Here is a 15,552-nt window from a genome sequence, read left to right on the forward strand (position 1 = left end):
GAGCTGATCTGCTGCCCATCCAATGCTCAGGCGACCTGGCGAATGCGCTTGCGAGCGCTGCGTGCCAGACGCACGGTGAGCATTGCTGCAGCGCAGGTCAGGCCCACCACCAGACCTTGCCAGAGGCCACTGGGGCCGCTCGGTTCGCCGAGCAGGTCGGACAGCCCCAGCGCATACCCCACCGGCAGGCCGATGCCCCAGTAGGCGAACAGGGTCAGCAACATGGTGATGCGCGTGTCCTGATAGCCGCGCAGCGCGCCGGCCGCCGTCACCTGGATGGCGTCGGAGAACTGGAACAGTGCCGAATAGACGATCAGCGTCGCCGCCATGGCGATCACGGTCTTGTCCGGCGTGTAGATCTGCGCAATCTGCTCGCGCAGCAGGAACATCAGGCTTGCCGACACACAGGCATAGCCCAGCGCGGCGCCCATGCTCACACCGGCGGCGAAGCGCGCCTCACGCGGCTGGCCGCGGCCCAGTGCCTGGCCGACGCGTACCGTGGCGGCCATGGCCAGGGAGTAGGGGATCATGAACACCATGGAGCTGAAATTCAGGGCGATCTGGTGTCCGGCCACCACGGTGGCACCGAGCCCTCCGATCAGCAGGGCGATTACCGCGAAGATGCTCGATTCGGCGAACACCGCCACGCCGATCGGCACGCCGATGCCCAGCAGGCGTTTGATCACCGCCCACCGTGGCCAGTCGAAACGGGCGAACAGGGCACTGGCGCGGTAGTAGGGCGCCCACTTAACCCATACCAGCATGCCGATCAGCATGAAGCCCATCACCAGTGCCGTCGCCCAGCCGCAGCCTACGCCGCCCATGGCCGGCAGCCCGAGCTTGCCGTAGATGAAGATGTAGTTGGCGGGGATGTTGAGCAGCAGGCCGATAATGCCCAGCACCATGCTTGGACGGGTGTGGCCCAGGCCATCGCTGAAGCAGCGCAGTACGTGATACAGCGCCACTGCCGGAAAACCGCAGGCCACGGCACGCAGGTAACCCATGGCCGGAGTGACCAGGGCCGGGTCGACGTCCATGGTGCGCAGGATGAACTCGGCATTCCACAGCAGCGTAGCGGCGCTGCCGCCCACCGCCAGTGCCAGCCACAGCGCCTGGCGTACCAGCGGGCCGATGGCAGCCTCCTCACCGGCACCAAAGCGCTGCGCCACCTTGGGCGTGGTGGCCAGCAGGATGCCGGTCATCAGCAGGAATACCGGTACCCAGATCGAGTTGCCCAGCGCCACGGCCGCCAGGTCCTGCGGGCTGACGCGCCCGGCCATCAGCGTATCGACGAAGCCCATGGCGGTATGCGCCAGCTGAGCGATGATAATGGGCGTGGCCAGAATGAGCAGGCTGCGCAGCTCCGTGCGCACGCGAGCAAGGCGGGTGTCGGCAGACATTTGGTTTCTTCGGGATGACAGGAAACCGCGTAGTCTACGCCTTGACGCGGCGGTCAGAAAAGCGCGGCTTGAGGTTCTGCCAGGCGCCTCGCGGGGCGACGCTGGCGGCCGCACTGGCTTAGAATGGCGACCTGCCCGATGGAGCTTGCCATGCACATAGTCGCCGACGAAAACATTCCCCTGCTCGATGAGTTCTTCGCTGCGTTCGGCAGCATCCGCCGTTTGCCTGGGCGAGCCATAAGCGCGGCCGACGTACGCGATGCCGACCTGCTGCTGGTGCGCTCGGTGACGCGGGTGAATCGTGCCTTGCTCGAAGGCAGCCGGGTTCGTTTCGTCGGCACCTGCACCATCGGCACCGATCATCTGGACCTTGATTACTTTGCCGAGGCCGGCATTGCCTGGAGCAGTGCGCCGGGCTGCAATGCCCGCGGCGTGGTGGATTACGTGCTGGGCAGCGTGCTGACCCTGGCTGAGCGGGAAGGCGTCGATCCGGCGGCACGTATCTACGGAGTGGTCGGGGCGGGGCAGGTCGGCGGGCGTCTGGTCGATCTGCTGCGTGGTCTCGGCTGGCAGGTGCGGGTGTGCGATCCGCCACGCCAGGCGGCCGAGGGTGGCGATTTCGTCAGCCTGGAGCGAATCATCGAAGAATGCGACGTGATCAGCCTGCATACGCCGCTGGACGCTTCGACGCACCATCTGTTCGATGCGGCTCGCCTGGCGACGTTGAACGCGGGCACCTGGCTGATCAATGCCAGCCGCGGTGCGGTGGTGGACAACGCGGCGCTGCGCGCGCTGCTGCCGCAGAGGCCCGATCTGAAGGCGGTGCTGGACGTGTGGGAAGGTGAACCTCAGGCCGATGTCGAACTGGCGACCCTGTGTCAGTTGGCGACGCCGCATATCGCCGGTTACAGCCTCGACGGCAAGCTGCGCGGCACGGCGCAGATCTATCAGGCCTGCTGCCGTGTGCTGGGCGTACCTGAGCAGGTGAGTCTGGACGAGCTTCTGCCGGCCCCCTGGCTCAGCGAAGTGAGCATCGACGGCAGTGCCGATCCGGCCTGGGCTCTGACTAGCCTGTGCCGCGCGGTCTACGAACCGCGCCGCGACGATGCGGATTTTCGCCGTAGCCTGGTCGGCGATGCCGAGGCCCGTCGTGCTGCATTCGACCGCCTGCGCAAGCATTACCCGATGCGTCGCGAGATCGATGGATTGCGCGTGCGGATCGAGGGCGATTCAGCGCCACTGGCCGGCCTGATCAGAGCCCTGGGGGCCACTGTTCTGTAGAGGCCGCGGCGCCTACGGCGCTGCTCGCTCATAAGGCGCTATCCATGCGCCTTATTTTGTGCTTATTAAATTGCATGCAATTTAATTGCTCACTATTTTATTTGTCACTTCCAATCCATCAGGACGATTCCCATGAGCAACGCGCTTTTCGATATCCCGGTCACCACCATCAAGGGCGAGCAGAAGACCCTGGCCGATTTCGGCGGCAAGGCGGTGCTGGTGGTCAATACCGCCAGCAAATGCGGTTTCACCCCGCAGTACAAGGGCCTGGAAAACGTCTGGCAGCAATACAAGGACAAGGGGCTGGTGGTGTTGGGCTTTCCCTGCAACCAGTTCGGCAAGCAGGAGCCGGGCGACGAGGGTGCCATCTCCGAGTTCTGCGAGCTGAACTTCGGCGTCAGCTTCCCGCTGTTCAAGAAGGTCGAGGTCAACGGTGCCGGTGCCCATCCGCTGTTCGTGCAACTGAAGAAGCGTGCACCCGGTCTGCTGGGTAGCCAGGGCATCAAGTGGAACTTCACCAAGTTCCTGATCGGCAAGGATGGCCAGGTGGTCAAGCGTTTTGCCCCGACCACCAAGCCGGAAGAGCTGAGCAGCGAGATCGAAGCGCTGCTGAAATGACCGCATTCGATACCTCCACGCTGCAGCTGGACAACCAGCTGTGCTTCAAGCTCTACGCTGCCTCGCGCGCAGTGACCCGTGCCTACAAGCCGATGCTCGATAGCCTCGGCCTGACCTATCCGCAGTATCTGGTGATGCTGGTGCTGTGGGAGTGGCAGGAGCGTGCGCCCGAGCAGCCGACGCTCAAGGCTCTCGGTGAGCGTTTGCAGCTGGATTCGGGCACCCTGACCCCGTTGCTCAAGCGCCTGGAGCAGATGGGGCTGGTGCAACGCCGTCGGGCACAGGCGGACGAGCGCGAGGTGCATCTGGCGCTGAGCGAGACTGGCAGTGCGTTAAGGGCGCAGGTCCCGCCGCTGAGGGCGCGGTTGCTGTGCCAGTTCGATGATCAGGATCTGCTGGAGATGGAAGGGCTGCGGCGCAGCCTGGATCGCCTGCTGATGCGGCTCAGCGAGTGACCTCGCCGGGCAGCCAGGTGTCGAGCATGGCCGCCAGTTCTTCTCGACGGAAGGGTTTGGCCAGGTAGTCGTTCATACCGGCTGCGCGGCAGCGTTCGCGCTCGTCGGACAGCGCATTGGCGGTCAGGGCGACGATGGGCAGTTCCGGCCAGCGGCCATTGCTGCGGATGCGTCGGCTGGCTTCGTAACCATCCATCACCGGCATGTTGCAGTCCATCAGGATCAGGTCGATGGGCTCCTGCTCCAGTACCTCCAGCGCTTCACCGCCGTGGCTGGCGACCAGCACCTGGTAGCCCAGCTTGGCCAGCATGCCCTTGGCAACCATCTGGTTGACCGGATTGTCTTCGACCAGCAGCACGCGCGCCGATCTTGCCTGACTGGGTTGGGGCTGGCTGGCGTTGTCCAGGTCGCCATCGCCGCTCTGCAGAATGTGCCGCAGCACCTGCTGCAGGCCGTTGCGCGCCAGTGGACGGGCGATCTGCAGCAGGGGCATGAGGCGCTGTGCCTGATCCTGCGGCAGGAAGTTGCCATAGGCCGTGACCAGCAGCACCGGCGTGGTGACCGCTGGACGCATGCTGAACAGGCACTCGGGGCAGTCGCTGATCAGCAGGTCGGCCTCCACGCCGAGCAGGCTTGCATCGGTATCCAGGCGCTGATAACTCAGACCCCAGACCGGCAGCCACTGGCTGAGCATCTGTTGCAGGCCGCTGCTGGCCGGGGTCAGCGCGACGATACGCCCCTGCAGAGTCGGCTGCGACGCTGCCGGGGCATGCGCCGGCAGCGGCAGTTCGGCGCAGAACTCACTGCCAAAGCCCTCTTTCGAGTGCAGGGACAGCTTGCCGTGCATCGCTTCGCAGAGACGCCGCGTAAGCGCCAGGCCGAGCCCGGTGCCGCCGTATTCGCGGGTAATGCCCACCTCGGCCTGGGCGAAGGGCTGGAAGATACGCGCCTTGGCATCTTCGGCGATGCCGATGCCGGTGTCGCGTACGCGGATACTGATGCCGTCCGTGCTGCAGGCGACGATCAGATCGACGCGGCCGAAACGGGTGAACTTGAGCGCATTGGACAGCAGGTTGCTGACGATCTGCCGCACTCGGGTCGGATCGCCCAGCACCTGCGCCGGCAGTGCCGGATCGATCAGGCAGGTCAGTTCAACGGCGCTGGCGGCATTTTGTGACAGCAGGCTGGCGGTTTCCTCGGCGAGTGCGCCGAGATCGAAGGGGATTTCTTCCAGCTCCAGCTGACCGGCCTCGAATTTGGACAGGTCGAGAATGTCGTTGAGCAGTTCTACCAGCACCTTGCCGGAATCGTGAGCGATGCCCAGCTGCTGGCGTTGTTCGGCGCTGAGCGGGCCGTCCAGAGCCAGGGCGAGCATACCCAACAGGCCATTGAGCGGCGTACGTATCTCGTGGCTCATGTTGGCGAGAAAGGCCGAGCGCGCCTGCGCCATGTTCAGTGCAGTGGTTCGTGCCACCTCCAGCTCGTTGTTGGATTGGCTGAGGCGCAGGTTGGTGGCCTTGAGTTCGGCGGTACGCGCCGAGACGATGTTTTCCAGTTCGCCGAGGTACTGGGTCAGACGGTCTTCGGCGTTGCGTCTCTGCTCGATTTCCCGGGCGATGTTAGACAGCTGGCGGTTGGTGACCTCGACCAGAATGCCGATCTCATCGCGTTCGTGGCCCTTGGGGCAGGGTACGGCGCGGTGTTGCGGATCCTGCGGGTTGCGTTGGCTGAGCGCCCGAATCACGTCGGTCAGTGGCCTGGTCAGCATGAAATAGAACAGCACCAGCAAAATCAGTGACAGCAGCAGGCTGCGAGCGAAGCCGGTGAGCAGGGTCAGCAGCGAGCGCTTGAGGAAATGGCTGCCGAAGGCGTAGGTGTCGATCTCAAGGCGCAGAAAGCCGAGCGCTTCTTCGGGCGCGTGACTGACGTAGAGCGGGTCCTGGAATGTTCTCTGGGCGCCGAACAGACTGTCGCTGAGGACTCTGTAACGGCTTTCGCTACCCGGTCGGCTGACGCTGGCCAACACCATGCCGCTGCTGTCGATCAGTTCGGCGCGGGTCACGGCCGGCGAGCGCAGCAGGCCGAGCACCAGCTCCTGGGCCAGCTCGGCGTCTATGTTGTAGGCGATGCGGGCGGCGGGGTTGTGGCTGATTTCCAGCAACGCGTGAATCTCGCGGTTGATGGAGGCCTCTTCGCTGGCATAATCGATGGTCACCTGGGTGACGCTCAGCAGCGTGCCAAGGATAAATGCCACCAGCACGGTCAAGCCGGCCTGTTTGAATGACAGGCGATTGGTGAGCGAAATATCCATAAATGCGTGCGTTAGTCTCTGATCCTTGGCGCCTGCCAAGCATAGCTGATAGCGACCCCGTACCGGCAGAGTCTGCGCGTGCAGCTCTGCGCAAAAGGAGTAGTAGATCTTGGATTCTCGATTGCTGGATTTTCTCGCCCGCGCCGAGCAGGTGCTGGAGCGTCTCGAACCCCTGCTGCCGGCGTTGCGCCCGCAGGTGGACTGGAATACCTGCGTGGCCGCGCGCTGGGTGCGTGATGGCCGCAGCGGTTATCTGATGCCGCTGGAGGTCAGTCTCGACCTGGCGTTGAGCGACCTGCTGGGGGTGGACGCCCAGCGCGAGCAGCTGGCGCGCAATACGCGGCAGTTCGTCAGTGGTCTGCCGGCCAACCATGCCTTGCTCTGGGGCGCACGTGGTACCGGTAAGTCCTCCCTGGTGCGTGCGCTGCTCGCCGAGCACGCCAGGGCCGGCCTGCGCCTGATCGAGATCGAGCGTGATCACCTGGCCGATCTGCCGCGAGTGGTGGAGTTGCTGGCCGGATTGCCGCAGCGCTTCGTGATGTTCTGCGACGATCTGTCGTTCGAGGCGGGCGAGGGCGACTATCGGGTGCTCAAGAGCGTACTCGATGGCTCGCTGGAGCAGGCGCCGAACAACGTGCTGCTTTACGCCACCTCCAACCGCCGCCATCTGGTACCCGAGCACCAGAGCGACAACGAGAACTGGAAGAGAGTCGACGGTGAGTTGCATCCCAGCGAGTCGGTGGAGGACAAGATCGCACTGTCCGATCGTTTCGGTCTGTGGCTGTCGTTCTATCCCTTCAGTCAGGAGCACTTCCTGATCGTCGTGCGCCACTGGGTCACGGTACAGGCGCGCCAGGTCGGGCTTGACTGGACCTGGGACGAAGCACTGGAGAAGGCGGCCATCCGCTGGGCGCTGGGCCGCGGCAACCGCAACGGCCGCTGCGCCTATCAGTTCGCCCGTCACTGGGTGGGGCTGAAACTGCTGGAGCAGCAGGCATGATCGACCTTTCCCAGACCGGTGGCGACCTCAACGGCTATCCGCTGCTCAGTGCGCAACTGCAGGCGCTGCTGTCCGGCGAGCGTGATTTCATCGCCAACGCTGCGCAATTCTCCGCTTTCCTGTTTCACGAGCTGGCCGACCTGAACTGGGCCGGCTTCTATCTGGTCAAGGATGGCGAGCTGGTGCTCGGTCCGTTCCAGGGCAAGGTGGCCTGCGTGCGTATCGCATTCGGCCGCGGAGTCTGCGGTGCGGCAGCGGCAAGCTTGCAGACGCAGCGCGTCGAGGATGTACACGCTTTCCCCGGGCACATCGCCTGCGACAGCGCATCCAGCAGCGAGCTGGTCGTTCCCCTGGTCAAGGATGGTCGCCTGATCGGTGTGCTGGATCTGGACAGCCCGTCGGTGGGGCGTTTCAGCGAAGAGGATCAGGCCGGTATCGAAGCGCTTGTCGCGATCTTCCTGGCCGCCAGCGATTGCTGAGACAGGGCCGGTGCGCCTTGCGCACCGGCTCGATGTAACGCTCATTCAGGGCTGCCTGGTCGCTGCCCTGTGGGCGTCAGCGCTTGGCGCCGATCTTCTCCAGCGTGCGCAGTTCGCGAGGCAGCAGTTGCTGCATGGCGGCACCGGCTTTCAGGCGCTGGTAGTGGGCCGTCAGTTTGGGCCAGCGCGCGCCGTCAAGCGTTTCTCCGCCATGTTCCATGCTGACCAGCTGGCTGGCCACTGCCAGATCGGCCATGGACAGTTGCTCGCCCAGAAAATGGGGCGCGTCGCCCAGCGTGGTTTCGAGATAGTCGAAGTGATTCGGCAGTTTGTCCTGGAGGGCCTGCTGCACCTTTTCTTCGTCGCACGGCTGGCCCATGGTGGCTTTCAGGACGCGATTGCGGAACACGGTGAAGGTGCATAGCGGCGCCAGCTCGTAGTCGGCGTACTTTTCCAGCCAGCGTACGCTGGCCCGTTGTTGCGCATCTGCGCCATACAGGGACTTGCGTTCGGGGTGACGTTCTTCCAGGTACTGGCAGATCACGCTGGAGTCCGCCAGCTTGAGGTCGCCATCGCGAAAGGCAGGGATCCGGCCCAGCGGGTTTAGTTCGCGGAACCAGTCCGGCTGACCGAAGGGCATGACCACTTCGAGTTCGTAATCCAGACCTTTCTCGATCAGACACAGGCAGACTTTACGGACGAACGGGGAGAGTGGCGCCCCGTAAACGGTCATGCTCATTGCAGCTCCCAAACCCAGGTCAACGTGTGAGCCGAGCGACGGCGAACGTTGCTCAGTCGTAGATGTTCTTCTTCTTCCAGTCGTCTTCCAGGTCCTTCAGACCTTCGGTCAACTGGCTCGGTTCGTCCGCGGAAGGGACATTCCTGTTGAGAACCAGGGCGTTGGCCCGTGCCAGCTGTTCCTCGAAACGTTTGAGTTGCGCCTGGTAGGGCGCGGGATCGGGTTGCTTGCGCAGGTACTGCACGCCCCGTTCGAAGGCCAGGCGTGCCTGGCCGGGATGGTTCTGTTGCAGCGCCGTCTGGCCCAGGGTGCTGAAGAACTCGATATGCACCTGTACCAGCATTTGGCGAATCTGCTTGAGCCAGTGCTTGCCTTCGTTGGCCGGCAACAGGCCGTTCTGTACCGAGCCGGTAATCAGGGCATGCAGGTTTTCCAGAAGGAAACGTATGTCCTTGGCCTTGGCTTCGTTGGCGATGGGCTGTGGCGGGTTCTTCACCGCAATGGATTCACCCTTGGCGACCTCGGTTTTCAGGGTGGCGATCTCGCTATGCAACTCGGTGTTTTTCTTATCCAGCGGCAGCAGGCGCTCGTTGAGCTGAAGCTGCAGTTTGCTCAGCAGCAGCTTTAGTTGTGGCGTCATCAGCTGGCCGGGCATGCGTTCGGAGATGTTCTGACAGCGACGGATGCGGTCGAGCAGGTCGGCGCGTTGGCGGGCTTTTTCCAGCTTGTTGTTCTCGACGGCCTGGTTGGCATAGGCAATCAGCATCAACAGGGCGATGCCGCCGACGATCAGTATGGTTATCACGAGTGCGGACACTACCTGGGACCTCTCGAGAATCGACTTTTCGACCGAGTGTAGTGGCTTGGTCGCATCGCTCCTAGTGGCATATCGATTTCTTGGCTGAAGTCTTTGATTTTAAAAATTTTTTAGAGAGTGGTTGACGACCTCTAAAAGCCTCCATAGAATGCGCGCCACTTCCAGCGCAAAGCCTGAGGCAGAGCGAAGGGAGCCGGAAAGTTGCTTGATGTTCCGGGGTGTGTCCCCTTCGTCTAGTGGCCTAGGACACCGCCCTTTCACGGCGGTAACAGGGGTTCGAGTCCCCTAGGGGACGCCACTTTCAAGCTGTAAATGCGGGAATAGCTCAGTTGGTAGAGCACGACCTTGCCAAGGTCGGGGTCGCGAGTTCGAGTCTCGTTTCCCGCTCCAGATTCCGAAATGCTGCTTTTGCAGGGTTTTAAAAGAAGTTCCAGGTCCCCTTCGTCTAGTGGCCTAGGACACCGCCCTTTCACGGCGGTAACAGGGGTTCGAGTCCCCTAGGGGACGCCACTTCAAGTTGTAAATGCGGGAATAGCTCAGTTGGTAGAGCACGACCTTGCCAAGGTCGGGGTCGCGAGTTCGAGTCTCGTTTCCCGCTCCAAATAAACGAAAACGCCGCTCAAACGAGCGGCGTTTTCGTTTTCGTTTCTGTCGTTTGCCAAGGCAAATGAAAAGGCCCGCACGGTTTCCGTGCGGGCCTTTTGGTGATCAGTGCCTGGCGCCGTCAGTGGGCAGTGCCAGCAGCTGTTTTTCCTGGTTCCAGTCGAACGGCTCGTCGTTCTGTTCGGCTTCGAAACGACGCTCGTCGAGGGTCTGGTAGAGGGCGATTTCCTCGTCCGGCATGAAGTGCAGGCAGTCGCCGCCAAAGAACCACAGCAGGTCACGCGGTACCAGATGGGCGATTTGCGGGTAGCGGTGGAACACCTGGCTGATCAGGTCCTGGCCCAGATACTGGCTGGACACCGGATCGTTTGGCAGCTCGGCAAGCAGTTCGTCGTAGCGCTCGAGGAACAGGGCGTGGCTGTCGTCGAGCACCTGTTCGGCTTCGCCCAGTGCGACGAGGATGCCGCGCAGGTGGTTGAGCAGGGCGAGATGGTGTTCGAGATGGCTGGCCATGTTGCAGTGTCCTGAAAGGTAAAACGGGCGCAGGAGTATAGAGTTCCTGGCGCCCGCTGTCCCGTTTGGCTGACCTTGGCGTGGCTGAGGCTTCAGTGGCGACTACAGCAAGTCGTCGTTGAAGCGCTCCTGCCAGTGGCTCGGGTCAGCGCACCTTGCCAATTCCCAGTTCGAGCTCTTCCTTGGCGAAGTCGTCGACATCGATCACCCGCCGGCGCGCCGCTTCGGCTGCCTGCAGGCGTTGACCCTGCTCGGCATCGAAGATGCCGGCGGCGATTGCGGCTTCGATGGCATCCTGGCCCGGAGCCGGTTGCAAGCTGCCGTCCCTGATGGCCTTGTGCAGGCGCTTGCGTGCATCCTGACTGGCCTGTACCAGATTCAGCGCGTGCTGCAGGGCACCGACCGAATCCTGGTCGGCCTGCGGGCGATAGCATCCTTCCAGTACCGATTCCAGCGCCGGATCGCCGGCCTGGCGCCCGATGATCGCGGCCACTTCGGCGTCCAGTTCATCGCTCGGGCCGTTATGGCGGCGGCCCAGCGGGAACACCAGCACCTTGAGCAGGCAACCGAACAGGCGGTTGGGGAAGTTGCTCAGCAGATCATCGAGCGCCTGCTCGGCCTGATGGAGGTTTTCCTCCATGGCCCAGCGCAGCAGCGGTCTGACCGCTTCCTGGTAGTCCAGATCGTGGTAACGCTTGAGTGCGGCAGAGCCCAGGTAGAGGTGGCTGAGCACATCTCCCAGGCGCGCAGACAGGCGCTCGCGGCGCTTCAGATCGCCGCCGAGCAGCATCATGCTGCTGTCGGCGCACAGGGCGAAGGCGGCGGCCAGGCGGTTGAGGGCGCGGTAGTAGGGCTGGCTGAGGTCGTCACCCGGCACGCTGCCCAGCCGGTTGAGTGTCAGGCCCAGCAGCAGGCTGCTGGCCGCATTGCTGACCGCGAAACCGATATGGCTCATCAGCAGCGAGTCGAACTCTACCTGCGCCTGGTCCTTGTCCTCGCGGTCGGCCAGGGCCATTTCCTTGAGCACATAGGGGTGGCAGCGGATGGCACCCTGGCCGAAGATCATCAGGTTGCGCGAGAGAATGTTGGCCCCCTCGACGGTAATGAAGATCGGCGCCCCTTGCCAGGAACGGGCCAGGTAGTTGTTCGGACCCATGATGATGCCCTTGCCGCCGTGCACATCCATGGCGTGGCTGATGCACTCGCGGCCGCGTTCGGTCAGGTGGTACTTGAGCACCGCCGACAGCACGGAAGGTTTCTCGCCCAGGTCGACGGCGTTGGCGGTAAGGATGCGCGCGCTGTCCATCAGCCAGGCGTTGCCGCCGATGCGGGCGAGGGCTTCCTGAATGCCTTCGAAGGCGGCCAGCGGCACGTTGAACTGTTCGCGCAGTTGCGTGTACTGGCCGGTGGTGAGGCTGGTGAACTTGGCCGCGCCCGTGCCAACGGCGGGCAGCGAGATGGAACGCCCGACCGACAGGCAGTTCATCAGCATCATCCAGCCCTTGCCGAGGTATTCCTGGCCACCGATCAGAAAATCGAGCGGAATGAACACGTCCTTGCCCGAGTTCGGGCCGTTCATGAAGGCGGCGCCCAGCGGCAGGTGGCGACGGCCGATCTCCACCCCGGGGGTGTCGGTGGGAATCAGTGCCAGGCTGATGCCCAGGTCTTCCTTGTCGCCCAGCAGGTGATCCGGGTCGTAGGCCTTGAAGGCCAGACCGAGCAGGGTGGCCACCGGGCCGAGGGTGATGTAGCGCTTCTCCCAGTTCAGGCGCAGGCCGATCACTTCCTCGCCGTTGTACTGGCCCTTGCAGATGACCCCTGTGTCCGGCATCGCGCCGGCGTCGGAGCCGGCCAGCGGGCCGGTGAGGGCGAAGCAGGGGATGTCTTCACCGCGTGCCAGGCGCGGCAGGTAATGGTTGCGCTGTTCTTCGGTGCCGTAGTGCAGCAGCAGCTCGGCCGGGCCTAGGGAGTTGGGCACCATCACGGTGGAGGCCAGGTCACCGCTGCGGGTGGCCAGTTTCATCGCCACCTGCGAGTGGGCGTAGGCGGAAAAGCCCTTGCCGCCGTATTCCTTGGGAATGATCAGGGCGAAGAAGCCGTGCTGCTTGATGTGCTCCCAGGCTTTCTCCGGCAGGTCCATCTGCTGGCCGACCTGCCAGTCGCTGATCATTGCGCACAACTCTTCGGTCGGTCCGTCGATAAAGGCCTGTTCCTCCTCCGTCAGCCTGGCCTTGGGGTAGGCCAGCAGCTTGTCCCAGTCCGGTTTGCCGCTGAACAGCTCGCCATCCCACCACACCGTGCCGGCCTCGATGGCATCGCGCTCGGTGGCGGACATCGGCGGCAATACGCGCTGGAACCAGGCGAACAGCGGGCGGGTGAACAGCTGCCGACGCAGATCACCGAGCAGGATGAAGGCGGCTACCGCGCCTGTGATGATCCACAGCAGCAGTTGCAGCCAGCCGGGTACCGGGCTGAGCAGGGCCATGGCCACCAGATAGGCCGCGGTAATGCCGAGGGCGGGGCGTGCGGCGGTACGACTATGGGCCAGGTAGATGACCCCGAGCAGCAGCACCAGCAACCAGATGACGAGCATGTGCATTCCTCCATGATTCAAGCGGGCGACGCCCCGAGCATAGCCATAAATGGCGACAGGGGCGGTGAGCTTGGCCGGATCGTCGTGAACGTGGCGCAATCGGCAGGTTTAGACTGGGGCGAGCTCAAGGAGTCCCCATCATGCAAACCTGTCTACGCCCCGGCCGCTTCATTGACAGTGACCACCCATTGGTAATCGAGTTCGCCGAACGTTGGCGTGGTGCCTCGCGAGAACCGCGCAGTCAGGCCGTCGCGCTGTATCTCGCGGTGCGTGACGAGATTCGTTACAACCCCTATGCCTTCAGTCTTGATGCGCAGACGCTGAAGGCCAGTCATGCGCTGACGGCAGGGGAGTCCTACTGCGTGCCCAAGGCCAATCTGCTTGCTGCCTGTGCAAGGCATTGCGGCATTCCCGCGCGAATCGGTCTGGCCGACGTGCGCAATCACCTGTCGACGCCGCGCCTGCTGGAGGTGCTGCGCAGCGAAGTATTCGCCATGCACGGCTATACGGAGCTGTATCTGGACGGGCGCTGGGTAAAGGCTACGCCGGCATTCAACGAGGCGCTGTGTCGCGTCTTCAAGGTGGCGCCGCTGGAGTTCGATGGCGTGCACGACAGCGTCTTTCATCCCTACAACAGCAAGGGTGAGCGCTATATGGAATATCTGGTAGACCACGGCCAGTTCGAGGATCTGCCGGAGCAGCTGTTCTTCTCACATCTGCGTGACTGCTATCCGCATCTGTTCGAGGCAGGTGCGCTGCAAGTGAACGGCGACATGCAGCGTGAGGCGGATGTTATCGACTAAGTCGATAATCAACATCGCCAGGACGGACTTTTCTCCGCGCGTCCGGGTCGGTAGGGTGCATGCCAGTAAAAAGTGGGCGGAGCACGCGGTTGCAATCGAGCGCCTTCGCCCGCATCTATAACGACTTCACTCTCGCGCGGGAAACCCCATCTTCATGAGCTCCGCCCTGACCATTCGCCAGTTGACCAAGACCTACGGAAACGGCTTCCAGGCCCTGCATGGCATCGATCTGGATGTCGCCGAAGGTGATTTCTTCGCTCTGCTTGGCCCCAATGGCGCCGGCAAATCTACCACCATCGGCATTCTGTCCACGCTGGTGAACAAGAGCAGCGGCACGGTCAATGTGTTCGGCCACGACCTCGACCGCGAGCCGTATGCGCTCAAGCGTTGCCTGGGCGTGGTGCCGCAGGAATTCAATTTCAACCAGTTCGAGAAGGTGTTCGACATCGTCGTCACCCAGGCCGGCTATTACGGCATCCCGCGTTCGATTGCCAAGGAGCGTGCCGAGCAGTACCTGACCCAGCTCGGCCTCTGGGAAAAGCGCGACGTCGCTTCGCGCGAGTTGTCCGGCGGCATGAAGCGCCGTCTGATGATCGCCCGCGCCCTGGTGCATCAGCCGCGCCTGCTGATCCTCGACGAGCCGACCGCCGGGGTGGACATCGAGTTGCGTCGTTCGATGTGGAGCTTCCTCACCGACCTGAACAGGCAGGGCATCACCATCATCCTCACCACCCATTATCTGGAGGAAGCCGAGCAGCTCTGCCGCAATATCGGCATCATCGACCACGGCCGCATCGTCGAACTCAGCAGCATGAAGGATCTGCTGAAGAAGCTGCATGTCGAGACCTTCCTGCTCGACCTCAAGGATTCCTACAGCGTGGCGCCGAGCCTGAGCGGCTATCCGGCGCGGCTGGTCGATCCGCACACCCTGGAGGTGCAGGTGGAAAAGAGCCAGGGCCTCAATTCGCTGTTCCAGCAACTGGCGCAGCAGCAGGTGCAGGTGCTGAGCCTGCGCAACAAGACCAATCGCCTGGAGGAGCTGTTCGTCTCCCTGGTGGAAAAGAACCTGGCCAAGGTGGCGCAATGAATACCCAGTACCTCAACAGCGAATTCGCCGCCAATCTGGTCGCCCTGCGCACCATCGTCCAGCGCGAAGTGCGCCGCTTCGTGCGCATCTGGCCGCAGACCCTGCTGCCGCCGGCGATCACCATGGTTCTGTACTTCGTCATCTTCGGCAATCTGATCGGCCAGCGCATCGGCGACATGGGCGGCTTCAGCTACATGGAGTACATCGTGCCCGGGCTGATCATGATGTCGGTGATCACCAACAGCTACGGCAACGTGGTGTCGAGCTTCTTCGGCAGCAAGTTCCAGCGCAACGTCGAGGAACTGCTGGTATCGCCGGTTTCGCCGCACACCATCCTTGTCGGCTTCGTCGTCGGTGGCGTGCTGCGCGGCTTGGCTGTGGGCGTGATCGTCACCATCCTCTCGCTGTTCTTCACCCACCTGCAGGTGCATCACCTCGGTGTGACCATACTGGTGGTGTTGCTGACGGCGACGATCTTCTCCCTCGGCGGCTTCGTCAACGCGGTCTATGCACGCAACTTCGACGATATTTCGATCGTTCCCACCTTCGTGCTGACGCCGCTGACCTACCTGGGCGGCGTGTTCTACTCCATCACCCTGCTGCCGCCGTTCTGGCAGACGGTGTCGATGGGCAACCCCATCCTGCATATGGTCAACGCCTTCCGCTATGGCATTCTCGGGGTGTCGGACATCCGCATCGGCGTGGCCATCGGTTTCATGCTGCTGGCGACCGCCGTGCTCTACACCCTGTGCATCCGCCTGTTGATCAGCGGCCGTGGCATGCGCCAGTAAGGCGAAAAACAAAGCGAAATAAACTGCACGGCTCCCATTAGCGCGACAGCCGGTTAGACTCC

The 15,552-nt window shown here is 63.0% G+C and carries 14 protein-coding genes and 4 tRNA genes; 12 read left to right on the plus strand and 6 right to left on the minus strand.

Annotation, left to right across the window (positions count from 1 at the left end):
• Positions 1 to 26: 26 nt before the first annotated feature.
• Positions 27 to 1,400, minus strand: coding sequence for an MATE family efflux transporter (locus OEG79_RS08460; RefSeq protein WP_264148323.1), 1,374 nt, complete (start codon positions 1,398 to 1,400; stop codon positions 27 to 29).
• Positions 1,401 to 1,550: 150 nt separating this feature from the next.
• Here OEG79_RS08460 and pdxB point away from each other — a divergent pair, with 150 nt between their 5' ends.
• The 3 genes from pdxB (at position 1,551) to OEG79_RS08475 (ending at position 3,754) form a co-directional block, all read left to right on the plus strand.
• On the plus strand, positions 1,551 to 2,681 hold the full coding sequence (pdxB, locus tag OEG79_RS08465; RefSeq protein ID WP_264148324.1) for a 4-phosphoerythronate dehydrogenase PdxB: 1,131 nt from the start codon (positions 1,551 to 1,553) through the stop codon (positions 2,679 to 2,681).
• 132 nt (positions 2,682 to 2,813) lie between these two features.
• Positions 2,814 to 3,299 carry a glutathione peroxidase gene (locus OEG79_RS08470; protein ID WP_264148325.1) on the plus strand — a complete coding sequence of 162 codons (486 nt, stop codon included), beginning with the start codon at positions 2,814 to 2,816 and terminating at the stop codon, positions 3,297 to 3,299.
• A complete protein-coding gene (locus OEG79_RS08475; protein WP_264148326.1) occupies positions 3,296 to 3,754 on the plus strand; it encodes a MarR family winged helix-turn-helix transcriptional regulator in 459 nt (152 codons plus the stop codon). The genes OEG79_RS08470 and OEG79_RS08475 overlap by 4 nt, the downstream gene beginning before the upstream one ends.
• Here OEG79_RS08475 and OEG79_RS08480 read toward each other — a convergent pair.
• Positions 3,744 to 6,065, minus strand: coding sequence for a response regulator (locus tag OEG79_RS08480; RefSeq protein WP_264148327.1), 2,322 nt, complete (start codon positions 6,063 to 6,065; stop codon positions 3,744 to 3,746). The genes OEG79_RS08475 and OEG79_RS08480 overlap by 11 nt on opposite strands.
• A 109-nt stretch (positions 6,066 to 6,174) precedes the next feature.
• Here OEG79_RS08480 and OEG79_RS08485 point away from each other — a divergent pair, with 109 nt between their 5' ends.
• Both OEG79_RS08485 and OEG79_RS08490 read left to right on the plus strand, forming a co-directional pair.
• Positions 6,175 to 7,065 (plus strand): ATP-binding protein, encoded by an 891-nt coding sequence (locus OEG79_RS08485; RefSeq protein WP_264148328.1) that lies wholly within the window; start codon positions 6,175 to 6,177, stop codon positions 7,063 to 7,065.
• On the plus strand, positions 7,062 to 7,544 hold the full coding sequence (locus tag OEG79_RS08490) for a GAF domain-containing protein (protein ID WP_264148329.1): 483 nt from the start codon (positions 7,062 to 7,064) through the stop codon (positions 7,542 to 7,544). The genes OEG79_RS08485 and OEG79_RS08490 overlap by 4 nt, the downstream gene beginning before the upstream one ends.
• A 76-nt stretch (positions 7,545 to 7,620) precedes the next feature.
• Here OEG79_RS08490 and OEG79_RS08495 read toward each other — a convergent pair whose 3' ends face one another.
• Together OEG79_RS08495 and OEG79_RS08500 are read right to left on the minus strand one after the other, a co-directional pair.
• On the minus strand, positions 7,621 to 8,283 hold the full coding sequence (locus OEG79_RS08495) for a glutathione S-transferase family protein (protein WP_264148330.1): 663 nt from the start codon (positions 8,281 to 8,283) through the stop codon (positions 7,621 to 7,623).
• Between the two features lie 52 nt (positions 8,284 to 8,335).
• Positions 8,336 to 9,049, minus strand: coding sequence for a hypothetical protein (locus OEG79_RS08500; protein ID WP_264148695.1), 714 nt, complete (start codon positions 9,047 to 9,049; stop codon positions 8,336 to 8,338).
• A 273-nt stretch (positions 9,050 to 9,322) separates the two neighbouring features.
• On the opposite strand from OEG79_RS08500, the gene OEG79_RS08505 reads away from it, so the two are divergent.
• The 4 genes from OEG79_RS08505 (at position 9,323) to OEG79_RS08520 (ending at position 9,701) form a co-directional block, all read left to right on the plus strand.
• Positions 9,323 to 9,398: transfer RNA gene (locus OEG79_RS08505), tRNA-Glu, on the plus strand.
• A gap of 16 nt (positions 9,399 to 9,414) precedes the next feature.
• Positions 9,415 to 9,490 (plus strand) — tRNA-Gly (locus tag OEG79_RS08510).
• A 44-nt stretch (positions 9,491 to 9,534) separates the two neighbouring features.
• Positions 9,535 to 9,610: transfer RNA gene (locus tag OEG79_RS08515), tRNA-Glu, on the plus strand.
• Positions 9,611 to 9,625: 15 nt separating this feature from the next.
• A tRNA-Gly gene (locus tag OEG79_RS08520) sits at positions 9,626 to 9,701 on the plus strand.
• 107 nt (positions 9,702 to 9,808) lie between these two features.
• Here the strand turns inward: OEG79_RS08520 and OEG79_RS08525 are convergent.
• Together OEG79_RS08525 and OEG79_RS08530 are read right to left on the minus strand one after the other, a co-directional pair.
• Positions 9,809 to 10,216 carry a PA2817 family protein gene (locus OEG79_RS08525; RefSeq protein WP_264148331.1) on the minus strand — a complete coding sequence of 136 codons (408 nt, stop codon included), beginning with the start codon at positions 10,214 to 10,216 and terminating at the stop codon, positions 9,809 to 9,811.
• Between the two features lie 145 nt (positions 10,217 to 10,361).
• On the minus strand, positions 10,362 to 12,809 hold the full coding sequence (locus OEG79_RS08530; RefSeq protein WP_264148332.1) for an acyl-CoA dehydrogenase: 2,448 nt from the start codon (positions 12,807 to 12,809) through the stop codon (positions 10,362 to 10,364).
• A 140-nt stretch (positions 12,810 to 12,949) separates the two neighbouring features.
• Here OEG79_RS08530 and OEG79_RS08535 point away from each other — a divergent pair, with 140 nt between their 5' ends.
• From OEG79_RS08535 to OEG79_RS08545, 3 genes are all read left to right on the plus strand, one after another.
• Complete coding sequence (locus tag OEG79_RS08535) at positions 12,950 to 13,612, plus strand: transglutaminase-like domain-containing protein (RefSeq protein ID WP_264148333.1); 663 nt, start codon at positions 12,950 to 12,952, stop codon at positions 13,610 to 13,612.
• A 154-nt stretch (positions 13,613 to 13,766) separates the two neighbouring features.
• Positions 13,767 to 14,699 (plus strand): ABC transporter ATP-binding protein, encoded by a 933-nt coding sequence (locus OEG79_RS08540; RefSeq protein ID WP_264148334.1) that lies wholly within the window; start codon positions 13,767 to 13,769, stop codon positions 14,697 to 14,699.
• Positions 14,696 to 15,490, plus strand: coding sequence for an ABC transporter permease (locus OEG79_RS08545; RefSeq protein ID WP_264148335.1), 795 nt, complete (start codon positions 14,696 to 14,698; stop codon positions 15,488 to 15,490). Before OEG79_RS08540 ends, OEG79_RS08545 begins: the two co-directional genes overlap by 4 nt.
• Positions 15,491 to 15,552: the final 62 nt, after the last annotated feature.

This window comes from Pseudomonas sp. Z8(2022) (assembly GCF_025837155.1).
Taxonomy (GTDB): Bacteria; Pseudomonadota; Gammaproteobacteria; order Pseudomonadales; family Pseudomonadaceae; genus Aquipseudomonas.